Here is a 16,239-nt window from a genome sequence, read left to right as displayed (position 1 = left end):
GCCACGTGGCCAGCAACACCCGCGGCGTGTCGCGAAGTCACTGCCAGATTTTCTGCGCGCAGATCACTTGAAAGCCGGAAACTCCGGGCTGGAGACGTTGAACATGGTCGCGTCACGGGTCATCAGCGCGCTGAGAGTGCGCGCTTTTTCGGCTCCATGGGAGCTGTCACCCCACACAACTGTCTTGTTGCCCTTGAGGGTGAACTCGATGTCGACCGGTGACGACGCGGTCACGCGGACCAGCTGCCGGGAGATGGCCGGCGGCAAGTCGGCGACCGCGCTGAGGGTTGCGGTGGTGGTCGGGTCGCTCGGTCCGGGGTTGGGGGTGGAGAACTCCGGCAGGGCCGCCATCTCCGGCGGCACCCCGGTGGCGGCCTTGAAGGTCAGATAGCCGACGCCGGTGCGGTCGAGGACATGCGTCTGGTCGCCGTCGGTGATCTTCACGACGGGTGTCCGTTCCGCGACGGTGATGGTCAGCGCCGACGGATAGCTACGCTGCACGCGCACCGACGCCACCGACGGGATCGCCGCGATCCGCGCGGCCACCGCCGCGGTGTCCACCTGCAGCAGCGGTGTCCCCTCCGGAACCTTGGCTGCGGCAACGATCTCGTCCCGCGACACCGCGCTGACCGCGTTGACGTCGGTGGAGCGCACCGACATCAGCGGGGTCAGGTAGGCGATCAGGATCAGGCCGACGACCACCGCGATGACCGCGAGGGTGCCCAGCAGCAGACGCGGACCGCGTCGTCGAGCGGCCGGGCGCGCGGTCACGACGGCTGTCCCGACACGTCCGGGGTGCGGCTGCCCAGGGCGGCAAGGATTTCCGGTCCCTGCATGGTGATGTCGCCGGCCCCCAGGGTCAGCACCAGATCCCCGGGCCGCGCGAGATCGGCGACGGTGGCGGCGAGCGCGGACAGATCGGGCGCGAAGACGACCGGCTTGGTGACGCGGTCGGCGATGGTGGCACCGCTGACGCCGGGCACCGGTTGTTCACGCGCGCCGTAGACGTCGGCGAGCACGACCTGATCGGCGAGATCGAGGGCCGCGGCGAACTCGTCGGCGAAATCCTGGGTGCGCGAATAGAGATGGGGCTGGAAGACGGCGATCACCCGGCCCGGTGTCGCCGTGCCGGCTTCGTCGGCGGTGCTGCGTACGGCGAGTTGGGCGGCGGTGAGAACCGCGCGCACCTCGGTCGGGTGGTGGGCGTAGTCGTCGTAGACGTCGACCTCGCCGACCCGTCCGCGGAACTCGAATCGGCGATGTACACCGCTGAACGCCGACACCCCGGCGAGTACCTCCGGGAGCGCGCCCCCGGCGCGTACGCATCCGAGTGCGGCGCCGATGGCGTTGAGCGCCATGTGTTTTCCGGGCAGGGTCAGGGTGATGGTGTGCTCGGCGGCGGGGTCGACGATCGGTGCGGAGAACCGGACCCGCGCCACTCCGCCTGCGCCGCGGGCGGACCACGACTCCAGGGTTGCGGCGTGCACGGCGCGCGGCGCGAGATGCGCGAATCGCCCTTCGCCGTAGCCGAGGACGGTGATGTTGCGCTCGGCGAGTCGGTCGGCGCACCGGCCGGCCAGCGCGGCCGATCCCTCGTCGTCGAGACAGACGATCAGCGAGCCGCCGGGGGCGATCTTGTCGGCGAACTCGTCGAACACCGCGACGTAGGCCTCGCGCGTGCCGAAGTAGTCGAGGTGGTCGACCTCGATGTTGGTGACCACGACGACGTCGGGGGTGTACTCGAGCAGCGAGCCGTCGCTCTCGTCGGCCTCGGCGACGAAGACCTCGCCGCTGCCGTGATGGGCGTTGGTACCCGACTCGTTGAGCTCACCGCCGACCGCGAAGGACGGGTCCATGCCGCAGTGCTGCAACGCGACGACGGCGATCGACGTGGTCGACGTCTTGCCGTGGGTGCCGGCGACCAGCAGGGTGCGGTAGCCGGCCATGAGATCGGCGAGCACGTGCGGGCGCAGCAGGATCGGGATGCCGCGGGAGCGGGCGGCCACGAGCTCGGGGTTGGTCTTGGGGATCGCGGCGTGCGTGGTGACGATCACCGACGGCCCGCCCGGGATCTGGTCGAGCGCCGACGGGCTGTGGCCGACCTGGATGCGGGCACCGCGCGTACGCAACGCGAGAATGCCGCGACTGTTCTTGGCGTCGGAACCGGAGACCTGACCGCCGCGGGCGAGCAGGATGCGCGCCAGACCGCTCATCCCCGCCCCGCCGATCCCGACCATGTGGACCCGGCGCAGTTGTTCGGGCAGCTCGCCGGTCATCGGTCCACCTCCCAGTCGATCGTCATCCTCGTGCGCGTGTCAATTGTCACCGCTACGCCTCGGATCCGGGTGAGCGAAACGCGGCACGCAGCCGACGCCGGTAGGTGCCGGCGCGGTGCTCGGCGGCGAGCTCCAAGGCGGCACGGGCCACCGCGGCGGCGGCGTCGCGATGCCCGGACCCCGTGGCGGCGACCGACATCGCGGCGAGTCGATCCGGGTTGCCGAGCAGGGCGGGCACCTCGCGGGCGATCCACTCCGGGGTGAGGTCGGCGTCGTCGACGAGGATGCCGCCACCGGCCTCGACGACCGGCAGCGCGTTGAGCCGCTGTTCGCCGTTGCCGTGCGGCAGCGGGACGTAGATGGCCGGGAGCCCGGTCGCCGAGATCTCCGCGACCGTCATGGCGCCGGACCGGCACACGACGAGGTCGGCGGCGGCATAGGCGAGGTCCATGCGCTTGAGGTAGCCGACGCCGCGATAGGGCGGGGCGTCCGGCGGCGACACCGGGTCGATGGTGTTCTTCGGTCCGTAGGCGTGCAGCACGCCGATCCCGGCGGCGCCCAGGGCACCGGCCGCACCTTCGACGGCGTCGTTGAGTCGTTGCGCGCCTTGGGATCCGCCGAACACCAGCAGGGTCGGTGCGTCCTCGTCGAGACCGAAGTAATGCCGGGCCTGCGCCCGCAGGGCCGGCCGGTCGAGTTCGGCGAGAACCCCGCGCACCGGGATGCCGACGACCTCGGCGTCGAGGCCGGAACCGGGGACCGCGGCCATGATCCGGTCGGCGAAGCGCGCCCCGACCTTGTTGGCGATGCCCGCCGAGGCATTGGCCTCGTGGATGACGATGGGCAACCGGCGGCGCGCCCGGACGTGAGTCTGCGCGGCGAGGTAGGCGGGGACGGACACATAACCGCCGAAGCCGACGACGACGTCGGCGTGCACCGACGACAGCACCGACCGGGCGGCCGAGATCGCCCCCAGCAGCCGCCCCGGCGTCTTGGCGAGCTCGAGCCCGGGCTTGCGGGGCAGCGGCACCGGCGGGATCAGTTCCAGCGGATAGCCACGCTCGGGCACCAGGGTGGTGTCGAGGCCCTTCGTCGTGCCCAGCGCGGTCACCCGTGCGGTGGGGTCGAGCAACGCGACGGCGTCGGCGACGGCCAGCGCCGGCTCGATGTGTCCGGCGGTTCCGCCACCCGCGACCACCACCGACAACGGCCGGTCCGTACCGGACCGGCCCACATCTGCACTCACCGCTGCCCTACTCCATCTCGCATTCACATCGCCGGTGTCACCACCTCACGGTGACACCACGGCGACTCGCCGAACTCGTGGTTCGGCCCGGTTATCGTCTGGTCCAGTCCGGGCGTGGCGGGGGCCGCCACCCGGACGCGGACGACGTGGGACCCGCCCCGTCCGACCGCGTGTCCGTCGGCCGTCCGGCCGATCCGGAATACCCCGTACGGTAGTCGACTCGTACCGGCGCCGGGCGCCCCGCCCGCGACGGCGTCGTCGATCGGCGGGCCGCGGTGCGCGGCGGATTCGCCTCCGGACGACCCCAGCGAGCGGTCCGGGGCTGCTGCGGCGTCTGTGCCTGCGGTGTCTGCTGCGGACCCGAGGGGCCACCGAGGCCGAACCAGCGCCGCAGCGCCCCCGGCCCGGAACCCGCGTCGGACTGCCGCTTGTCGAGGCGATCCCGGGGCCGGTCGGCGCGGGGCGGCCGGTACGCGACGGGTGCGGGCAGGCGCAGCAGGCGGTTCATGCGTCCGCGGTGGGCGCCCGACAGCGCGATCACCGCCTCGGGTTCGTGGCGGGCGGCGTTGGCCAGCAGTCCCATCATCGCGAGCACGGTCAGTGTCGAGGTACCACCCGCCGACAGCAGCGGCAGCTGGATACCGGTGACCGGCAGCAGGCCGATGACGTAGCCGATGTTGATGAAGGCCTGTGCGGTGATCAGCACGGTGATGGTCGCGGTCATCAGCCGCAGGAAGGGATCGACCGAGCGGACCGCGATGCGGAACCCGACGAACGCCAGGAAGGCGAACAGCAGCACCACCAGCAGGCCACCGACCAGCCCGAGTTCCTCGCCGATGATGGCGAAGATGAAGTCGTTGTGGGCGTTGGGCAGGTAGTTCCACTTCGCCCGGCTCTGGCCGAGGCCCACGCCGAACACGCCGCCGTTGGCCAGCGCGTAGGTGGCCTGGCGCGCCTGGTAACCGGCGCCCTGCGGGTCGTCGATGTTGCCCAGGAAGCTCATCACCCGCTGGGAGCGGTAACCCTCGACGAGCGAGAGCACCACCGCGATGGCCGCGCCACCGACGACGAATCCGAGGAAGACCTTGACCGGCAGGCCCGCGAACCACAGCAGCGCGCCGACGATGATCGCGATGGTGATCGTCGTCGACAGGTTCGGTTCCAGGATGATCAGCAGACAGATCAGCATGGTGACCGGCAGCAGCGGGATCAGCAGTTCCTTGAGCGACGCGTTCTCCCGGCGCCGCGAGGCCAGCAGGTGCGCACCCCACACGCAGAGGGCGACCTTGACCAGCTCGGACGGCTGCACCGACAGTCCGCCGATGACGAACCAGCGTCGGGCACCCTGGCTCAGCGTGCCGATGCCGGGGATCAGCACCAGCGCCAGCAGGGTCGTCGTGAGCACGATCATCGGCAGCGCCAGGCGCCGCAGCACCCGCACCGGCACCCGCAGCATTGCGTAGAAGCAGCCGAGGCCGAGCAGGGCGAAGATGACCTGGGTGGCGAACAGGCCGTACGCCGACCCCTCCTTCGAGTACCCCTCGACCGACGACGCCGAGAGCACCATCACCAGACCGAAGGCGGTCAGCAGGAACGCGATGGTCAGCACCAGGTGATACGACGCGAGCGGTCGCGCCAGCAGGCTGCGCGCCGCCTCCGCGACCACCGCAGGCCACGACGTCGCCGCCTCCTTGGCCGGAGATTTCTTCTGTCCCCCAGCCCTTTTCGTCGACGATGAGGTCGCCGACGACGAGGTGCGGTTGCGACGTTCGGTGGTTTCCGTGCTCATCGCGCGGGCCGGGCGTCGATCGCTCCGGGCAGGGCGCAGGCCGCGTCGGCGAACGCGTCGCCGCGCCGCCCGTAGCCCGCGAACATGTCCAGTGACGCCGCGGCCGGCGCGAGGAGCACCGCGTCAGGTGTGTCGGCGGCGGTGCGCGCAAGGTGCGCGGCCACCGCGACCGCGTGGTCCATCACCGCCACCGCGGCATCCACCTCGGCAGCATCCACTTCAGCGACCTTGCCCCGGTCCCCGGGGAGGTCCTGCTCCGTCATCGCGCCCTGAACCGTCACGAGCCCATCGTCCCCTGTGAATACTGTGACGGTTGGGACTTCTGGGGCGTGTCGCGCGATCGCGTCGACGATCTGCTCGCGATCTCGACCGATGGCGACGACACCGGCGAGTCGGTCGTGGGTCGCGCGAATCATGTCGTCGACCTCGGCTCCCTTGAGGAGTCCGCCGGCGATCAGCACAACACGCCGATGCGCGCGGATGGCCGCCTCGGCGGCGTGCGGGTTGGTGGCCTTGGAATCGTCGATGTAGTCGACCTCGTCGACCCGGGCGACCACGTCGCCGCGGTGCGCGCCCGGGGCGAAGTCGCGCAGTGCGGTCGCCGCGTCGTGCGGGGATATCCCGATCGCCAGGGCGAGTGCGGATGCGGCCAGTGCGTCGGCGACGCCGGACGGACCGGCGGGGGTGATCTCCTCGGCCGCGAGGAGGGTGCGGGGCTGTGCGTCGGGACCGAACGCACGGTCGACGAGCTGTCCGTCGAGCACGCCGAGTTGGCCGTCGGCGGGCGGGCCCAGCGTGCAGCCGACGCGCCGCCCGCTGACGGGTAGGTGCGCGGCCACCGGATCGTCGAGGCCGACGACGCCGATCGGCCCACGTAGCGCACCGGTCTTCGCGTCGGCGTAGGCGTCGAAGGAGCCGTGCCAGTCGAGGTGGTCCTCGGCGACGTTGAGCACCACCCCGGCGGCCGGCACCACCGACGGCGCCCAGTGCAGCTGGAACGACGACATCTCCACGCACAACACCTCGACGCGCGGCTCCCGGGTCATGGCGTCGAGCACGGGCAGGCCGATGTTGCCGCAGGCCGCGCCCTCGCGGCCGGCCGCGGCGACGATGTCGGCGAGCATCGACACGGTGGTGGTCTTGCCGTTGGTGCCGGTCACCACCAGCCACGTGCGCGGGGCGCCGAGTTGTCCGGACCGGTCGACCTGCCAGGCGAGTTCGACCTCACCCCAGACCGGTACCCCGGCCGCGGCGGCGGCCGCCATCAGTGGATGGGTGGGCGCGAAGCCGGGTGAGGTGATGACGAGGTCGATCTGCGCGAACCGGGCGTCATCGTCGAGCACGGTGGCGATGGCGACGAGGTCGGCCCCGAGGTCGGTGAGCAGGTCGTCGCCCTCGCCGTCGGTGAACCGGGCGTCTGCGACGGTGACGCTCGCGCCGATCCCGCAGAGGTAGCGGGCGGCCGACCGGCCCGCGGTGCCCGCGCCCGCGACCAGTACCCGGGCCCGGGTCAGGTCGATGCGTTGGTCAGCCCGCGCGTTATCCACTGACGGCCAGGAACTCGCTGTAGAACAGAGACAGTCCGAGCGCACAGGCGATGGCCGTGAGCAGCCAGAACCGGATGATCACCGTGGTCTCGGCCCACCCGCCCAACTCGAAGTGGTGATGGAAGGGAGCCATCCGGAACACGCGTCGGCCGGTGGTGCGGAAGAAGGCGATCTGGATGACGACCGAGATGATCTCGGCGACGAACAGCGCCCCGATGATGACGGCGAGCAGTTCGGTGCGGGTGCAGATGGAGATGCCGGCGAGCATGCCGCCGAGCGCCAGCGACCCGGTGTCACCCATGAAGATCTTGGCCGGTGCGGCGTTCCACCACAGGAAGCCGAGGCAGGCGCCGCCACCGGCGACGGCGATCAGCGCGATGTCGAGTGGGTCGCGCACGACATAGCAGCCGGGGGTGATGTCCGCGGGCGCCTTGGGTCCGCCGGCGCAGGCGTTGCGGTACTGCCAGAAAGTGACCAGCACATAGGACCCGAGGACCATCGCCATCGAGCCGGCGGCCAGACCGTCGAGGCCGTCGGTGAAGTTCACCGCATTCGACCAGGCGGCCACGACCAGCCAGCAGAAGATGACGAACACGGCAGGCCACATGGAGATGGCGTCGATGTCGCGCACGTAGGACAGATGGGTGCTGGCCGGGGTGTAGCCGGCATCGTTGCGGAACTGCAGCACCAGGACGCCGAACAGGATCGCGGCGACGAACTGTCCGATCGACTTCGCGGTCTTGTTCAGCCCCAGGTTGCGGTGCTTGCGGATCTTGATGAAGTCGTCGAGGAAGCCGACGCCACCCAGTGCGGTGGCCAGGCCGAGGATCAGCAGGCCCGACGCGCTGACGCCGGTACCGTCGATGAACGCGCCGACGATGTGGGTGCCGAGGTAGCCGGCCCACAGCGCGACCAGGATGGCCACGCCTCCCATCGAGGGGGTGCCCCGCTTGGTCTGATGGCTCTCCGGTCCCTCGACTCGGATCTCCTGGCCGAATCCCTGCCGGGAGAACACCCGGATGAGGATGGGGGTCAACAGAATCGACACCGCGAGCGAGATGGCGCCCGCGATCAGGATCTGGGTCACCGGCTCATCCCCGTCCGGCGTAACTCACGTGCTCGCCCCACTGTCCCACCCGTTCGTCTCGTCATCATCGCTTGGCCCCGTCATCGGTACCGCCGCGCCACAACTCGGCCACCGCGATCACCCCCGGGTCGCGTCCGGCGATCAGCACCACGTCACCGGCCGCCGGCGTCCAGTCCGGCTCCGCGGTCAGCAGTGCGCGGGCATCGGCGGCGGTGGCGACCAGGCGCACCTCGTCACCCCAGGAGCCTTCCATAACCGCCCCCTGATGCAGCGCACGCACGGCGCGCGAGTCGCCCACACACACCGTCTTGTCCACCGCCAGCCGGACGGCCTGCCGGCCGACACGGTCGTGCTCGACGACGGCGTCGTTCTCCGAGAGTCCGTCGTCGACGCCCAACTCACCGAGCACCGCCCAGGTCCGCACCGGCGTGCCCGGGCTCGCGGTGCGTGCGGCCGACCCACGCTCGGCAAGCGTCCGCAGGGCCAGCCGGACGTCGTCGGTGGTGGCCGGGGCGACGATCACCTCGACGGCCCTCATGCGTCGGCCGTCCCGGCGCCGGACAACGTGTCGAGAGCCTCCCCGGCAACCACCCGGTCGTCGAACGGATGCTTCACGCCGTCGATCTCCTGCCCCGTCTCGTGCCCCTTGCCCGCGATCAGCACCACGTCGTCGGTCTGCGCCCAGGCGATCGCCGTCGCGATGGCCTCGGCACGGTCACCGATCTCACGCACCTCGCCCTGCGCGTCGTCGATTCCCCGGGCACCGGCCAGGACCTCGGCGCGGATCGCGGCCGGGACCTCGGTGCGCGGATTGTCGTCGGTGATGATGGCCAGGTCGGCGCCGCGGGCGGCGATCTCCCCCATCATCGGACGTTTGCCGGTGTCCCGGTCGCCGCCGGCACCCACCACGACCGCGATCCGGCCACGGGTCTGCTCGCGCAGGGTGGCGATGACGGCGTCGAGGGCGGCCGGTTTGTGGGCGTAGTCGACGACGACGAGGAAGTCCTGACCCCGATCGATGCGTTCGAGCCTGCCGGGCACCGCGACGGTCGCGACCGCGTCGACCGCGGTGCTGGTCGGCACCCCGGCGCCACTGGCGATCGCCACCGCCAGCAGGGCGTTGGCCACGTTGTAGCGTCCCGGCAACCCGACGCCGAGTTCCACGCTGCCGCCGGTGGGAGTCGTCACGGCCGCGTGTTGGACACCGTCGGCAGCGATGGTCGACGGTCCGGCATGCCAGTTGGCGGCGACTGGCCCGGTCGACACCGTCACCGGCTGCGACTGCCGATCACCGCGGGCGACGTCGACCATCCGCCGGCCCCACTCGTCGTCGACGCAGATGATCGAGCGCACCGCATGGGTCGACGAGGTCGGCGCGAACAGCCGCGCCTTGGCGTCGAAGTAGGCGCGCATCGAATGGTGGAAGTCCAGGTGATCCTGCGACAGGTTGGTGAACGCGCCGATGGCGAACTGTGCGCCGTCGACCCGACCGAGGGCGAGCGCGTGACTGGACACCTCCATCACCACCGCGTCGACGCCGCGCTCGAGCATGGCGGCGAGCATCGCCTGCAGCGTCGGCGCCTCGGGAGTGGTGAGGCTGCTCGGCTGGGCGACTCCGTCGATCCGGGTCTGCACCGTGCCGATCAGTCCGACGGAGTGGCCTGCGGCGAGCAGTGCGGCCTCCACCATGTAGGCGGTACTGGTCTTACCGGAGGTACCGGTGATGCCGATCAGCTTGAGTCGCTGGGACGGATTGCCGTAGATCCGGGCGCTGACCGGGCCGAGCGCCGCGCGTGGGTCCGGGTGGATGAGCACCGCGCAGGACGCATCCGGGCCGAGGATTCGGGTGAGTTCCGCGCGGCCGTCGGGATCGGTGAGGACCGCGGTCGCGCCCGCGGCGATCGCCTGGTCGGCATAGCGCGCGCCGTGGGTGCGGTCGCCGGGAAGTGCGGCGAACAGATCGCCGGGCTGCACGTCCTGGGCACGCAGGGTCACGCCGGTCACCGCGACCTCCGCGTCGACGGCCCCGACGAGGTCCATCCGTGCGCCGGTGGCCACCGACAACACCGACACCTTCGTCGGTGTGACGGTGTTCGGGCGTAGTGGGCCGGTGACCTTGCTGGTCTTCGTGCGATTACGGCGAGTCGACGCCATCGTTGTCTCTCCCGCCTTCCTCGATCATCATCGCGACCGCCGGTACCGGCGGTCGGCAGAACGCACCCACGATACCGTCAGCGCGTTCGGTGGCCCGGACGTGTCGTCAGCGGGCCTCGAGGACGAGTCGAGGAGCAGGTCCGGCCGACAGCGGCACCCGGTCGCGCTGCAGCATCCAGGAGGCGATGGTGCCGAACATCGGTGCCGCCGACTGGCCGCCACTGCCGTCGGAGCTGCGCTTGGGATTGTCGAGCATGATGCCGATCACGTAGCGCGGATTGTCGGCCGGGGCGATACCGGCGAAGGTGATGTTGTAGCTGTCGTTGGAGTAGCAGCCGCAGTTCGGGTTCACCTGCTGGGCGGTACCGGTCTTGCCCGCGGTCTGGTAGCCGGCGACGGCACCCTTGGAGCCGGTGCCCTGCTGGTAGCCCATCGGGTCGGACTGCATGATCGCGCGGAACATGTTGCGGACGGTCTTGGCCGTCTGTGGGCGGACCACCTGTACCCCGGCGGGCTGTTCGGCGGTCTCGGGTCCCTGCCCATCGCGCTGCTCGGAGAGCATGATGCGCGGCGGAATCCGCAGGCCGTCGTTGGCGATCGCCTGATACATCGCGGTCATCTGCAGCAAGGTCATCGAAAGCCCCTGTCCGATGGGCAGGTTCGCGAACGAGCCGCCCGACCACTGGCTGAGTGCGGGCACCTCGCCGCCCGACTCGGCGGGCAGTCCGACGCCGGTGCGCTTGCCGAGCCCGAAGCGGTTGACCATGTCGGCGAACCGCCTCTCCCCGACCTTCTGCGCGAGCATCAGGGTGCCGACGTTGGAGGACTTCCCGAAGATCCCGGTGGTGGTGTAGGGCTCGACGCCGTGCGACCACGCGTCGTTGACCGTGACACCGGCCATGCGGATGTTGCCGGGCACCTTGTGCACCTGCGTCGGGGTGGTGACGCCGTATTCGATGGCTGCGGCGGCGGTGATGATCTTGTTCACCGAACCCGGCTCGAACGGCGAGGTGACCGCACGGTTGCCCAGATCGGCATTCTTCTGGTCGCTCAACGGTTCTGACGCGTTGAAGGTGTTGTCGTTGGCCATCGCGAGCACTTCGCCGGTGTGTGCGTCGAGGACCACCGCCGAGGCGTTGCGCGCACCCGAGGCGGCCTTGGCCGCCGACACCTGGCTCTGCACGAACCACTGCACGTCGGAGTCGATGGTCAGCCGCACCGCAGCACCGTTGAGCGCGGGATGCACGTTGCGGGTGCTGCCCGGGATGACCGCACCGTCGGAACCGCGGTCGTAGGTCTTGGAGCCGTTGGTGCCGGCGAGCACCGAGTCCAGCGATGCCTCCAGACCGATGAGTCCGATGCCGTCGTAGTTGACATCGCCGATCATGTTGGCGCCCAACGAACCTCCGGGATACAACCGGATGCTCTGCGGATCCGCGCCGACCTCCGGGTACTCGGAGGTGATCTTGTTGGCCGTCTCCGGGCTGACCGACCGCGCGAGATAGACGAAGGTGTCGTCGCTGCGCAGCTTGGTGAGCAGGTCCTGCTCGCTGATGGAGCCGCCGAGCGCCGACGAGACGCCCTTGGCGATCTCCGAGAGTCGGTCGTCGACGTCGGGCAGGGTCGCGTCCTTGCGGTGCGCGTCCTCGATTGTCTTGCGAACGGCCTTGGGCAGGAAGGTCAATGCGCGCGCCTCGTCGGTGTAGGCCAGCGGACGCCCGTTGCGGTCGAGGATCGCGCCCCGCTTGGCGGTGAGCACCTGGGTGTACTCGCGCTGTTGCGCGGCCTGCGCGGAGATCGACGACGCCTCGATGGTGTGCACGATCACCATGCGGATCGCCACGGCGATCACCGCGAGGATCACGATCAGTCCGGCGACGCGACTGCGTCCGAGGAACGACTGCGGTCCGCGCGGACCGCCGTTACCGGCCGAGGACGAACCACCGCGAGGTGGACGACCATCTCGGCCACGTCCGGGTCGACCCGTGTCGAGGCGTTGGAAGACGGCACGTGTCATGGTTGCCAATTGTCCACTGGATTACCGCGATTGCCCCGAATTTGCGCCCGGCGCGTTGGGAGTCGGGTTGGTCTGCGGCTGGGCGGGCAACACGTTCGGCGCCGGTGCGATGACGCTCGGGGCGGGCTGCGGGACTGCGCCGGCGTCGCCTGCGGCCGGCGCGGGAGTGGCAGCGCCGGTGGGCGCGGTCGCCGGTGTCGTCGGAGCGCCGGGTGCCGGGGTTGTCGCGGAGTTCGAATCCGGTTGTGCAGTAGCCGATTCCACAGCTCCGCCGGGAAGACCTTCGGAGTCGTCGACCTTCTTCGGGTCGATCTTCTCCACCGGGTCGGGGCCGACCGGCGGATTGATGGTGCGCATGCCCTTGCCCTGGGCCGGCTGTGGGTCGCCGACGAGTCGCGGCTTGCCGTTGGGTCCGACGATCATCCGCGGCGGATTCGACGCCGGGATCATGCCCAATTTGGTTGCCTTATCCGACAATTCGGGCGCCGAATCGCCGGATTCGTAGTCCCGCTTGAGCGAGTCACGCTTGTCGACGAGCGTCTGGTTCTCCTGCCGCTCGACCCCGAGCCGGTAGGAGTCCTGTGCAGCCTTGGTGGAGAGCCACAGGCTGGTCCCGAGTCCGATGACCAACAGGGCTATCACCGGCACCACGAACGGGATTCGGGTGATGCGAGTACGCAGCGAGGTCGGCCGAGCGGTGGTCGGCACCGCACGTGTGCGACCCGCCGTCGCCGGCTCGTCGCGCTCGATGCGCTTGCGCCTGCGGTCGATCGCCCGTTGGGCGGCCTTCGATCGGGTGGCCCGCTCACCGGTGACCGCGCCCCGCGCTCGACGCGGCCGGTCCTCGACGACCTCGTCGGTGGCCCGGTCGGCGACGTCGATGTCATCCAGCACCGTCATGCGCGATCCTTTTCGTCGATGCGTTCGATGGCCCGCACCCGGACCGGGGCCGAGCGCGGATTGATCTCGAGTTCGGCGTCGTCCGGTCGCTCGGCGCCGCGGGTGACCAGCCGGAAGTCCGGCGACGATCCGGGCAGTTCCACCGGCAGCCCGGCAGGCGACGTGGACTTGATCCGGGAGGCGAACTCCCGCTTGACAATTCGGTCTTCAAGCGATTGGTAGCTCATCACCGCCACCCGACCGCCGACCCGCAGCGCCGCCAGTGCGGCCGGGATCGCACGACGCAGTGCGTCGAGTTCATGATTGACCTCGATGCGCAGCGCCTGGAAGGTCCGCTTCGCGGGATGACCGCCGGTGCGGCGGGTGGCCGCGGGAATCGTTGCGTACAGCAGCTCGACGAGCCGCCCGCTGGTGGTGAACGGTTCGCGTTCACGCTCCCGGAGGACCGCCGATGCGATCTTGCCTGCAAAGCGCTCCTCGCCGTACTCGGAGAGGATGCGCGCCAACTCCCCATGTGGGTAGGTGTTGAGAACCTCTGCCGCGGTAAGTGGTTCGTCGTTGTTCATACGCATGTCCAGGGGCGCGTCGACGGCGTAGGCGAATCCCCGATCGGCCCGGTCCAGTTGCATCGACGAGACGCCCAGATCGAAGAGGGCGGCGTCGATACGGTGCACCCCGGCGTCGACGAGGACGTCACCGATCTCGTCGAACCGCGCCTGGTGGAAGGTGATCCGGTCGCCGTAGGCCGACAGGCGGTCGCGGGCGATGTCGAGTGCGCTGCGGTCGCGGTCGATGCCGATGACGCGCACCTGCGGGTGGGTGGTCAGCATCAGTTCGCTGTGGCCGCCGGCACCGAGGGTGGCATCCACGAACACGGGCGCGGAGTCGGTGTCGGTGAGCGCGGGGTCGAGGAGTTCGATGATGCGGGCGGCCATCACCGGTACGTGACCGTGTTCGCCGGAGCGGCGGTCACCCGCCTCGCCCTGCGTGTCATCGCCCGCTGTGTTCACCGACCTACTCCTGCGACTGTGCTGTTCGACTTGTGTCCGGAAAAGACCGATGGGTCGGGGTCTCGGCCCGATCACGCACCTGGCGTTGGGGAAGTACGCCAGGGTCGTCCCGGGCCGAGGCCTCGACCCACCCGATTCCTTATTCACTTGTCCGCTTGCTCATCGGCTCGCTAGAGCACCGAGTCCAGCGAGGCCGAGCCCGCGGTGGAGAAGTTCTCCTCGTGCTCGTCCTGGTAGGTGCGCCAGGCTGTCGCATCCCAGATCTCGAGGTGGTCGAACGCTCCGATCACCACGCATTCCTTCGACAGGTCCGCGTAGGTCCGGTGGTCGGCCGACAGGGTCACCCGACCCTGTCCGTCGGGGCGCTGTTCATCGGTGTTCGCGAAGAGCACCCGCTGAAAGGCCCGCGCCTCGGGATCGTTCCGCGATGCCGCCATGGTCCGTTCGGCGATCGCATCGAACTCTTCGGCTCGATACACCGACAAGCTGCGGTCCTGGCCTCTCGTGACCATGACACCTCCTGCCAACGCGTCGCGGAACTTGGCGGGCAACGTGAGTCGCCCCTTGTCGTCCAGCTTGGGCGTGTAGGTGCCGACGAACCGTACGGACACGTCGCCACCTCCTGCCCCACTGGAAGAGAGGTCCGATCCGTCGAGGTCCGGTCCGTCTCAGCCAGTGATGCCCACAGTACCCCACTTTCCACCACTTTCCACCCCCATGACCCCCCTGGTTCCCCACCCGGCATTATTACCGCAGTTCAGTGCCCATAAATCGGGTGGGGAAGATTGCGGCTCGCGGCGCGTCAGCTGGCGGTCAGCTCGTCACCAACGAGGTAAAAACTCACCAAAGTGACAGTTGAGGAACTCTCAATTGCCACTGTGGGGCGAAGTGGGGCAACTAGGTGGGGCGCGGTGGGGCATCCGGGTGAGAGCATCCGGGACACACAAAAAACAGGCCGCACACCTGGTGGTGTGCGGCCTGAGGAGGTCACGTGCCGATCGTCGACCGGCGCAGGACAGCGTTCAGTACTGGGGGCGCCTCAGCGGAGGCGCGGGGTCACTCCTGTTCGAAGCGACGGTTGAAGCGGTCCTCCATACGTTCGGAGAACTTGCGCTTGGGACCGCCGGCGCGCGGTGACTTGCCGCCGCGTCCGAGTCCCTTGCTCGAGGAGCCGGGTGCGCCCTTGTCACCGCCGCCGCCCCAGAGGGCGAACAGGCCGGCGCCGAACATCACCAGGAAACCGATGAGACTGATGATCGGGAATCCACCGATCCGAACATCGATGATCAGTCCGCCGACCAGCAGGACAAGACCGAGAACGAAGATGGCAGCGGCTTGCAGCCGACGACGACCGCTGGACCGTCCGAGGCGACGACGCTTGACGCTCGACGCGAACTTCGGGTCTTCGGCGTACAGAGCGTTCTCGATCTGTTCGAGCATGCGCTGCTCGTGCTCCGAAAGAGGCACCGACCCTCCTAACCTCAACTCCACCGGCCCCCGACCACATGTTCGTTCCGATCAACGATCACGTGCGCTGTCGATGCCGTTCAGCCGCCGACTACGGCCTGGTAAATCCATGATACGAGCTGATTCATTCGGCGACCACCATTACCCCAGGTTGCGTTGGAACTCTCAGCCGGTTCATGGGTCCGATTGTCCCGTCTCCGTCATGCGGTGCGGTTCCCCGGCGCGGCCACCTCGCCCAGCTTTCCCTGCTCATAGGCGATGAGCAGGGCATCGACGTCGTCGAGCAGGTCGATGACCCGCCCGCGCATCGCGACAACAAGTGCCAGGTCGACCGTGCGGCGCAGGCCGGTCTCGACGTCGGAACGGATCACCGATCGCGCCGCGAAGTACTCGGCCGCCCCGGACATCCCGGGGACCAGCGCGGACAGCCGACTCCAGGCGTTGCGGGAGGTACGACGCCGCACCGGACGATTCGACGGCTCGTAGACCTCGATGGCCGCTCCCGCGGCGCGCAGGGACGCCAGGTAGTACTGCCGGAACCGCTCGGCGGAGTCGTCGATGCCGTCGGCGTTCTCGAACAGGATCTCGGCGCGGTCGAGGAGATCGCGGCTGCGTCGAACGACCACCGGGTCCACCTCGACCGGGGTACGGGCAGCCGGGGCACGAGGAGCCGGGTTTCGGGTCGCCGGGACGGGCCTCACCATCGGGTTTCCACCTCTTCTTGTCGCGTGGTGGTCGGTACATCT

At 69.6% G+C, this 16,239-nt stretch carries 14 protein-coding genes; all 14 read right to left on the bottom strand.

Annotated features, from left to right (window positions below; all coding sequences use genetic code 11):
- Nucleotides 1-63: 63 nt before the first annotated feature.
- Nucleotides 64-771 carry a cell division protein FtsQ/DivIB gene (locus AAFP30_RS03670; protein ID WP_419228462.1) on the bottom strand — a complete coding sequence of 236 codons (708 nt, stop codon included), beginning with the start codon at nt 769-771 and terminating at the stop codon, nt 64-66.
- Complete coding sequence (gene murC, locus AAFP30_RS03665) at nt 768-2,276, bottom strand: UDP-N-acetylmuramate--L-alanine ligase (protein WP_419228461.1); 1,509 nt, start codon at nt 2,274-2,276, stop codon at nt 768-770. The genes AAFP30_RS03670 and murC overlap by 4 nt, the downstream gene beginning before the upstream one ends.
- A gap of 52 nt (nt 2,277-2,328) precedes the next feature.
- Nucleotides 2,329-3,522, bottom strand: coding sequence for an undecaprenyldiphospho-muramoylpentapeptide beta-N-acetylglucosaminyltransferase (gene murG / locus AAFP30_RS03660; protein WP_419228460.1), 1,194 nt, complete (start codon nt 3,520-3,522; stop codon nt 2,329-2,331).
- Between the two features lie 91 nt (nt 3,523-3,613).
- The gene (ftsW, locus tag AAFP30_RS03655; RefSeq protein WP_419228459.1) at nt 3,614-5,311 is read right to left on the bottom strand and encodes a putative lipid II flippase FtsW; all 1,698 of its coding nucleotides are present in this window, start codon (nt 5,309-5,311) and stop codon (nt 3,614-3,616) included.
- A complete protein-coding gene (gene murD / locus AAFP30_RS03650; RefSeq protein WP_419228458.1) occupies nt 5,308-6,858 on the bottom strand; it encodes a UDP-N-acetylmuramoyl-L-alanine--D-glutamate ligase in 1,551 nt (516 codons plus the stop codon). The genes ftsW and murD overlap by 4 nt, the downstream gene beginning before the upstream one ends.
- Nucleotides 6,851-7,945: a phospho-N-acetylmuramoyl-pentapeptide-transferase gene (mraY, locus tag AAFP30_RS03645; protein WP_419228457.1), complete on the bottom strand. Its 1,095-nt coding sequence runs from the start codon at nt 7,943-7,945 to the stop codon at nt 6,851-6,853. The genes murD and mraY overlap by 8 nt, the downstream gene beginning before the upstream one ends.
- Before the next feature lie 64 nt (nt 7,946-8,009).
- Entirely contained in the window at nt 8,010-8,483 is a 474-nt protein-coding gene (locus AAFP30_RS03640; RefSeq protein ID WP_419228456.1) for a UDP-N-acetylmuramoyl-tripeptide--D-alanyl-D-alanine ligase, read from the bottom strand.
- Nucleotides 8,480-10,099, bottom strand: coding sequence for a UDP-N-acetylmuramoyl-L-alanyl-D-glutamate--2,6-diaminopimelate ligase (locus AAFP30_RS03635; protein ID WP_419228455.1), 1,620 nt, complete (start codon nt 10,097-10,099; stop codon nt 8,480-8,482). The genes AAFP30_RS03640 and AAFP30_RS03635 overlap by 4 nt, the downstream gene beginning before the upstream one ends.
- Nucleotides 10,100-10,205: 106 nt before the next feature.
- Nucleotides 10,206-12,116, bottom strand: a complete 1,911-nt coding sequence (locus AAFP30_RS03630; RefSeq protein WP_419228454.1) for a peptidoglycan D,D-transpeptidase FtsI family protein — start codon at nt 12,114-12,116, stop codon at nt 10,206-10,208.
- 21 nt (nt 12,117-12,137) lie between these two features.
- Nucleotides 12,138-13,016, bottom strand: a complete 879-nt coding sequence (locus AAFP30_RS03625; protein ID WP_419228453.1) for a hypothetical protein — start codon at nt 13,014-13,016, stop codon at nt 12,138-12,140.
- Complete coding sequence (gene rsmH, locus AAFP30_RS03620) at nt 13,013-14,026, bottom strand: 16S rRNA (cytosine(1402)-N(4))-methyltransferase RsmH (protein WP_419228452.1); 1,014 nt, start codon at nt 14,024-14,026, stop codon at nt 13,013-13,015. Before rsmH ends, AAFP30_RS03625 begins: the two co-directional genes overlap by 4 nt.
- Before the next feature lie 170 nt (nt 14,027-14,196).
- Complete coding sequence (gene mraZ, locus AAFP30_RS03615; RefSeq protein ID WP_419228451.1) at nt 14,197-14,637, bottom strand: division/cell wall cluster transcriptional repressor MraZ; 441 nt, start codon at nt 14,635-14,637, stop codon at nt 14,197-14,199.
- A gap of 445 nt (nt 14,638-15,082) precedes the next feature.
- Complete coding sequence (locus AAFP30_RS03610) at nt 15,083-15,493, bottom strand: DUF3040 domain-containing protein (RefSeq protein ID WP_419228450.1); 411 nt, start codon at nt 15,491-15,493, stop codon at nt 15,083-15,085.
- A gap of 200 nt (nt 15,494-15,693) precedes the next feature.
- Nucleotides 15,694-16,197, bottom strand: a complete 504-nt coding sequence (locus AAFP30_RS03605) for an SAV_6107 family HEPN domain-containing protein (protein WP_419228449.1) — start codon at nt 16,195-16,197, stop codon at nt 15,694-15,696.
- Nucleotides 16,198-16,239 lie beyond the last annotated feature (42 nt).

Source organism: Gordonia sp. CPCC 205515 (genome assembly GCF_048537925.1).
Classification (GTDB): domain Bacteria; phylum Actinomycetota; class Actinomycetes; order Mycobacteriales; family Mycobacteriaceae; genus Gordonia.
Note: the sequence above shows the minus strand (reverse complement) of the source record. Positions and strands in the feature narration are given on the sequence as shown.

Excerpts from the sequence above, each read along its gene's own strand:
- murC (WP_419228461.1), bottom strand. The coding sequence starts at position 2,276 with ATGACCGGCGAGCTGCCCGAACAACTGCGCCGGGTCCACATGGTCGGG.
- ftsW (WP_419228459.1), bottom strand. The coding sequence starts at position 5,311 with ATGAGCACGGAAACCACCGAACGTCGCAACCGCACCTCGTCGTCGGCG.
- AAFP30_RS03640 (WP_419228456.1), bottom strand. The coding sequence starts at position 8,483 with ATGAGGGCCGTCGAGGTGATCGTCGCCCCGGCCACCACCGACGACGTC.
- AAFP30_RS03635 (WP_419228455.1), bottom strand. The coding sequence starts at position 10,099 with ATGGCGTCGACTCGCCGTAATCGCACGAAGACCAGCAAGGTCACCGGC.
- AAFP30_RS03630 (WP_419228454.1), bottom strand. The coding sequence starts at position 12,116 with ATGACACGTGCCGTCTTCCAACGCCTCGACACGGGTCGACCCGGACGT.
- AAFP30_RS03625 (WP_419228453.1), bottom strand. The coding sequence starts at position 13,016 with ATGACGGTGCTGGATGACATCGACGTCGCCGACCGGGCCACCGACGAG.
- AAFP30_RS03605 (WP_419228449.1), bottom strand. The coding sequence starts at position 16,197 with ATGGTGAGGCCCGTCCCGGCGACCCGAAACCCGGCTCCTCGTGCCCCG.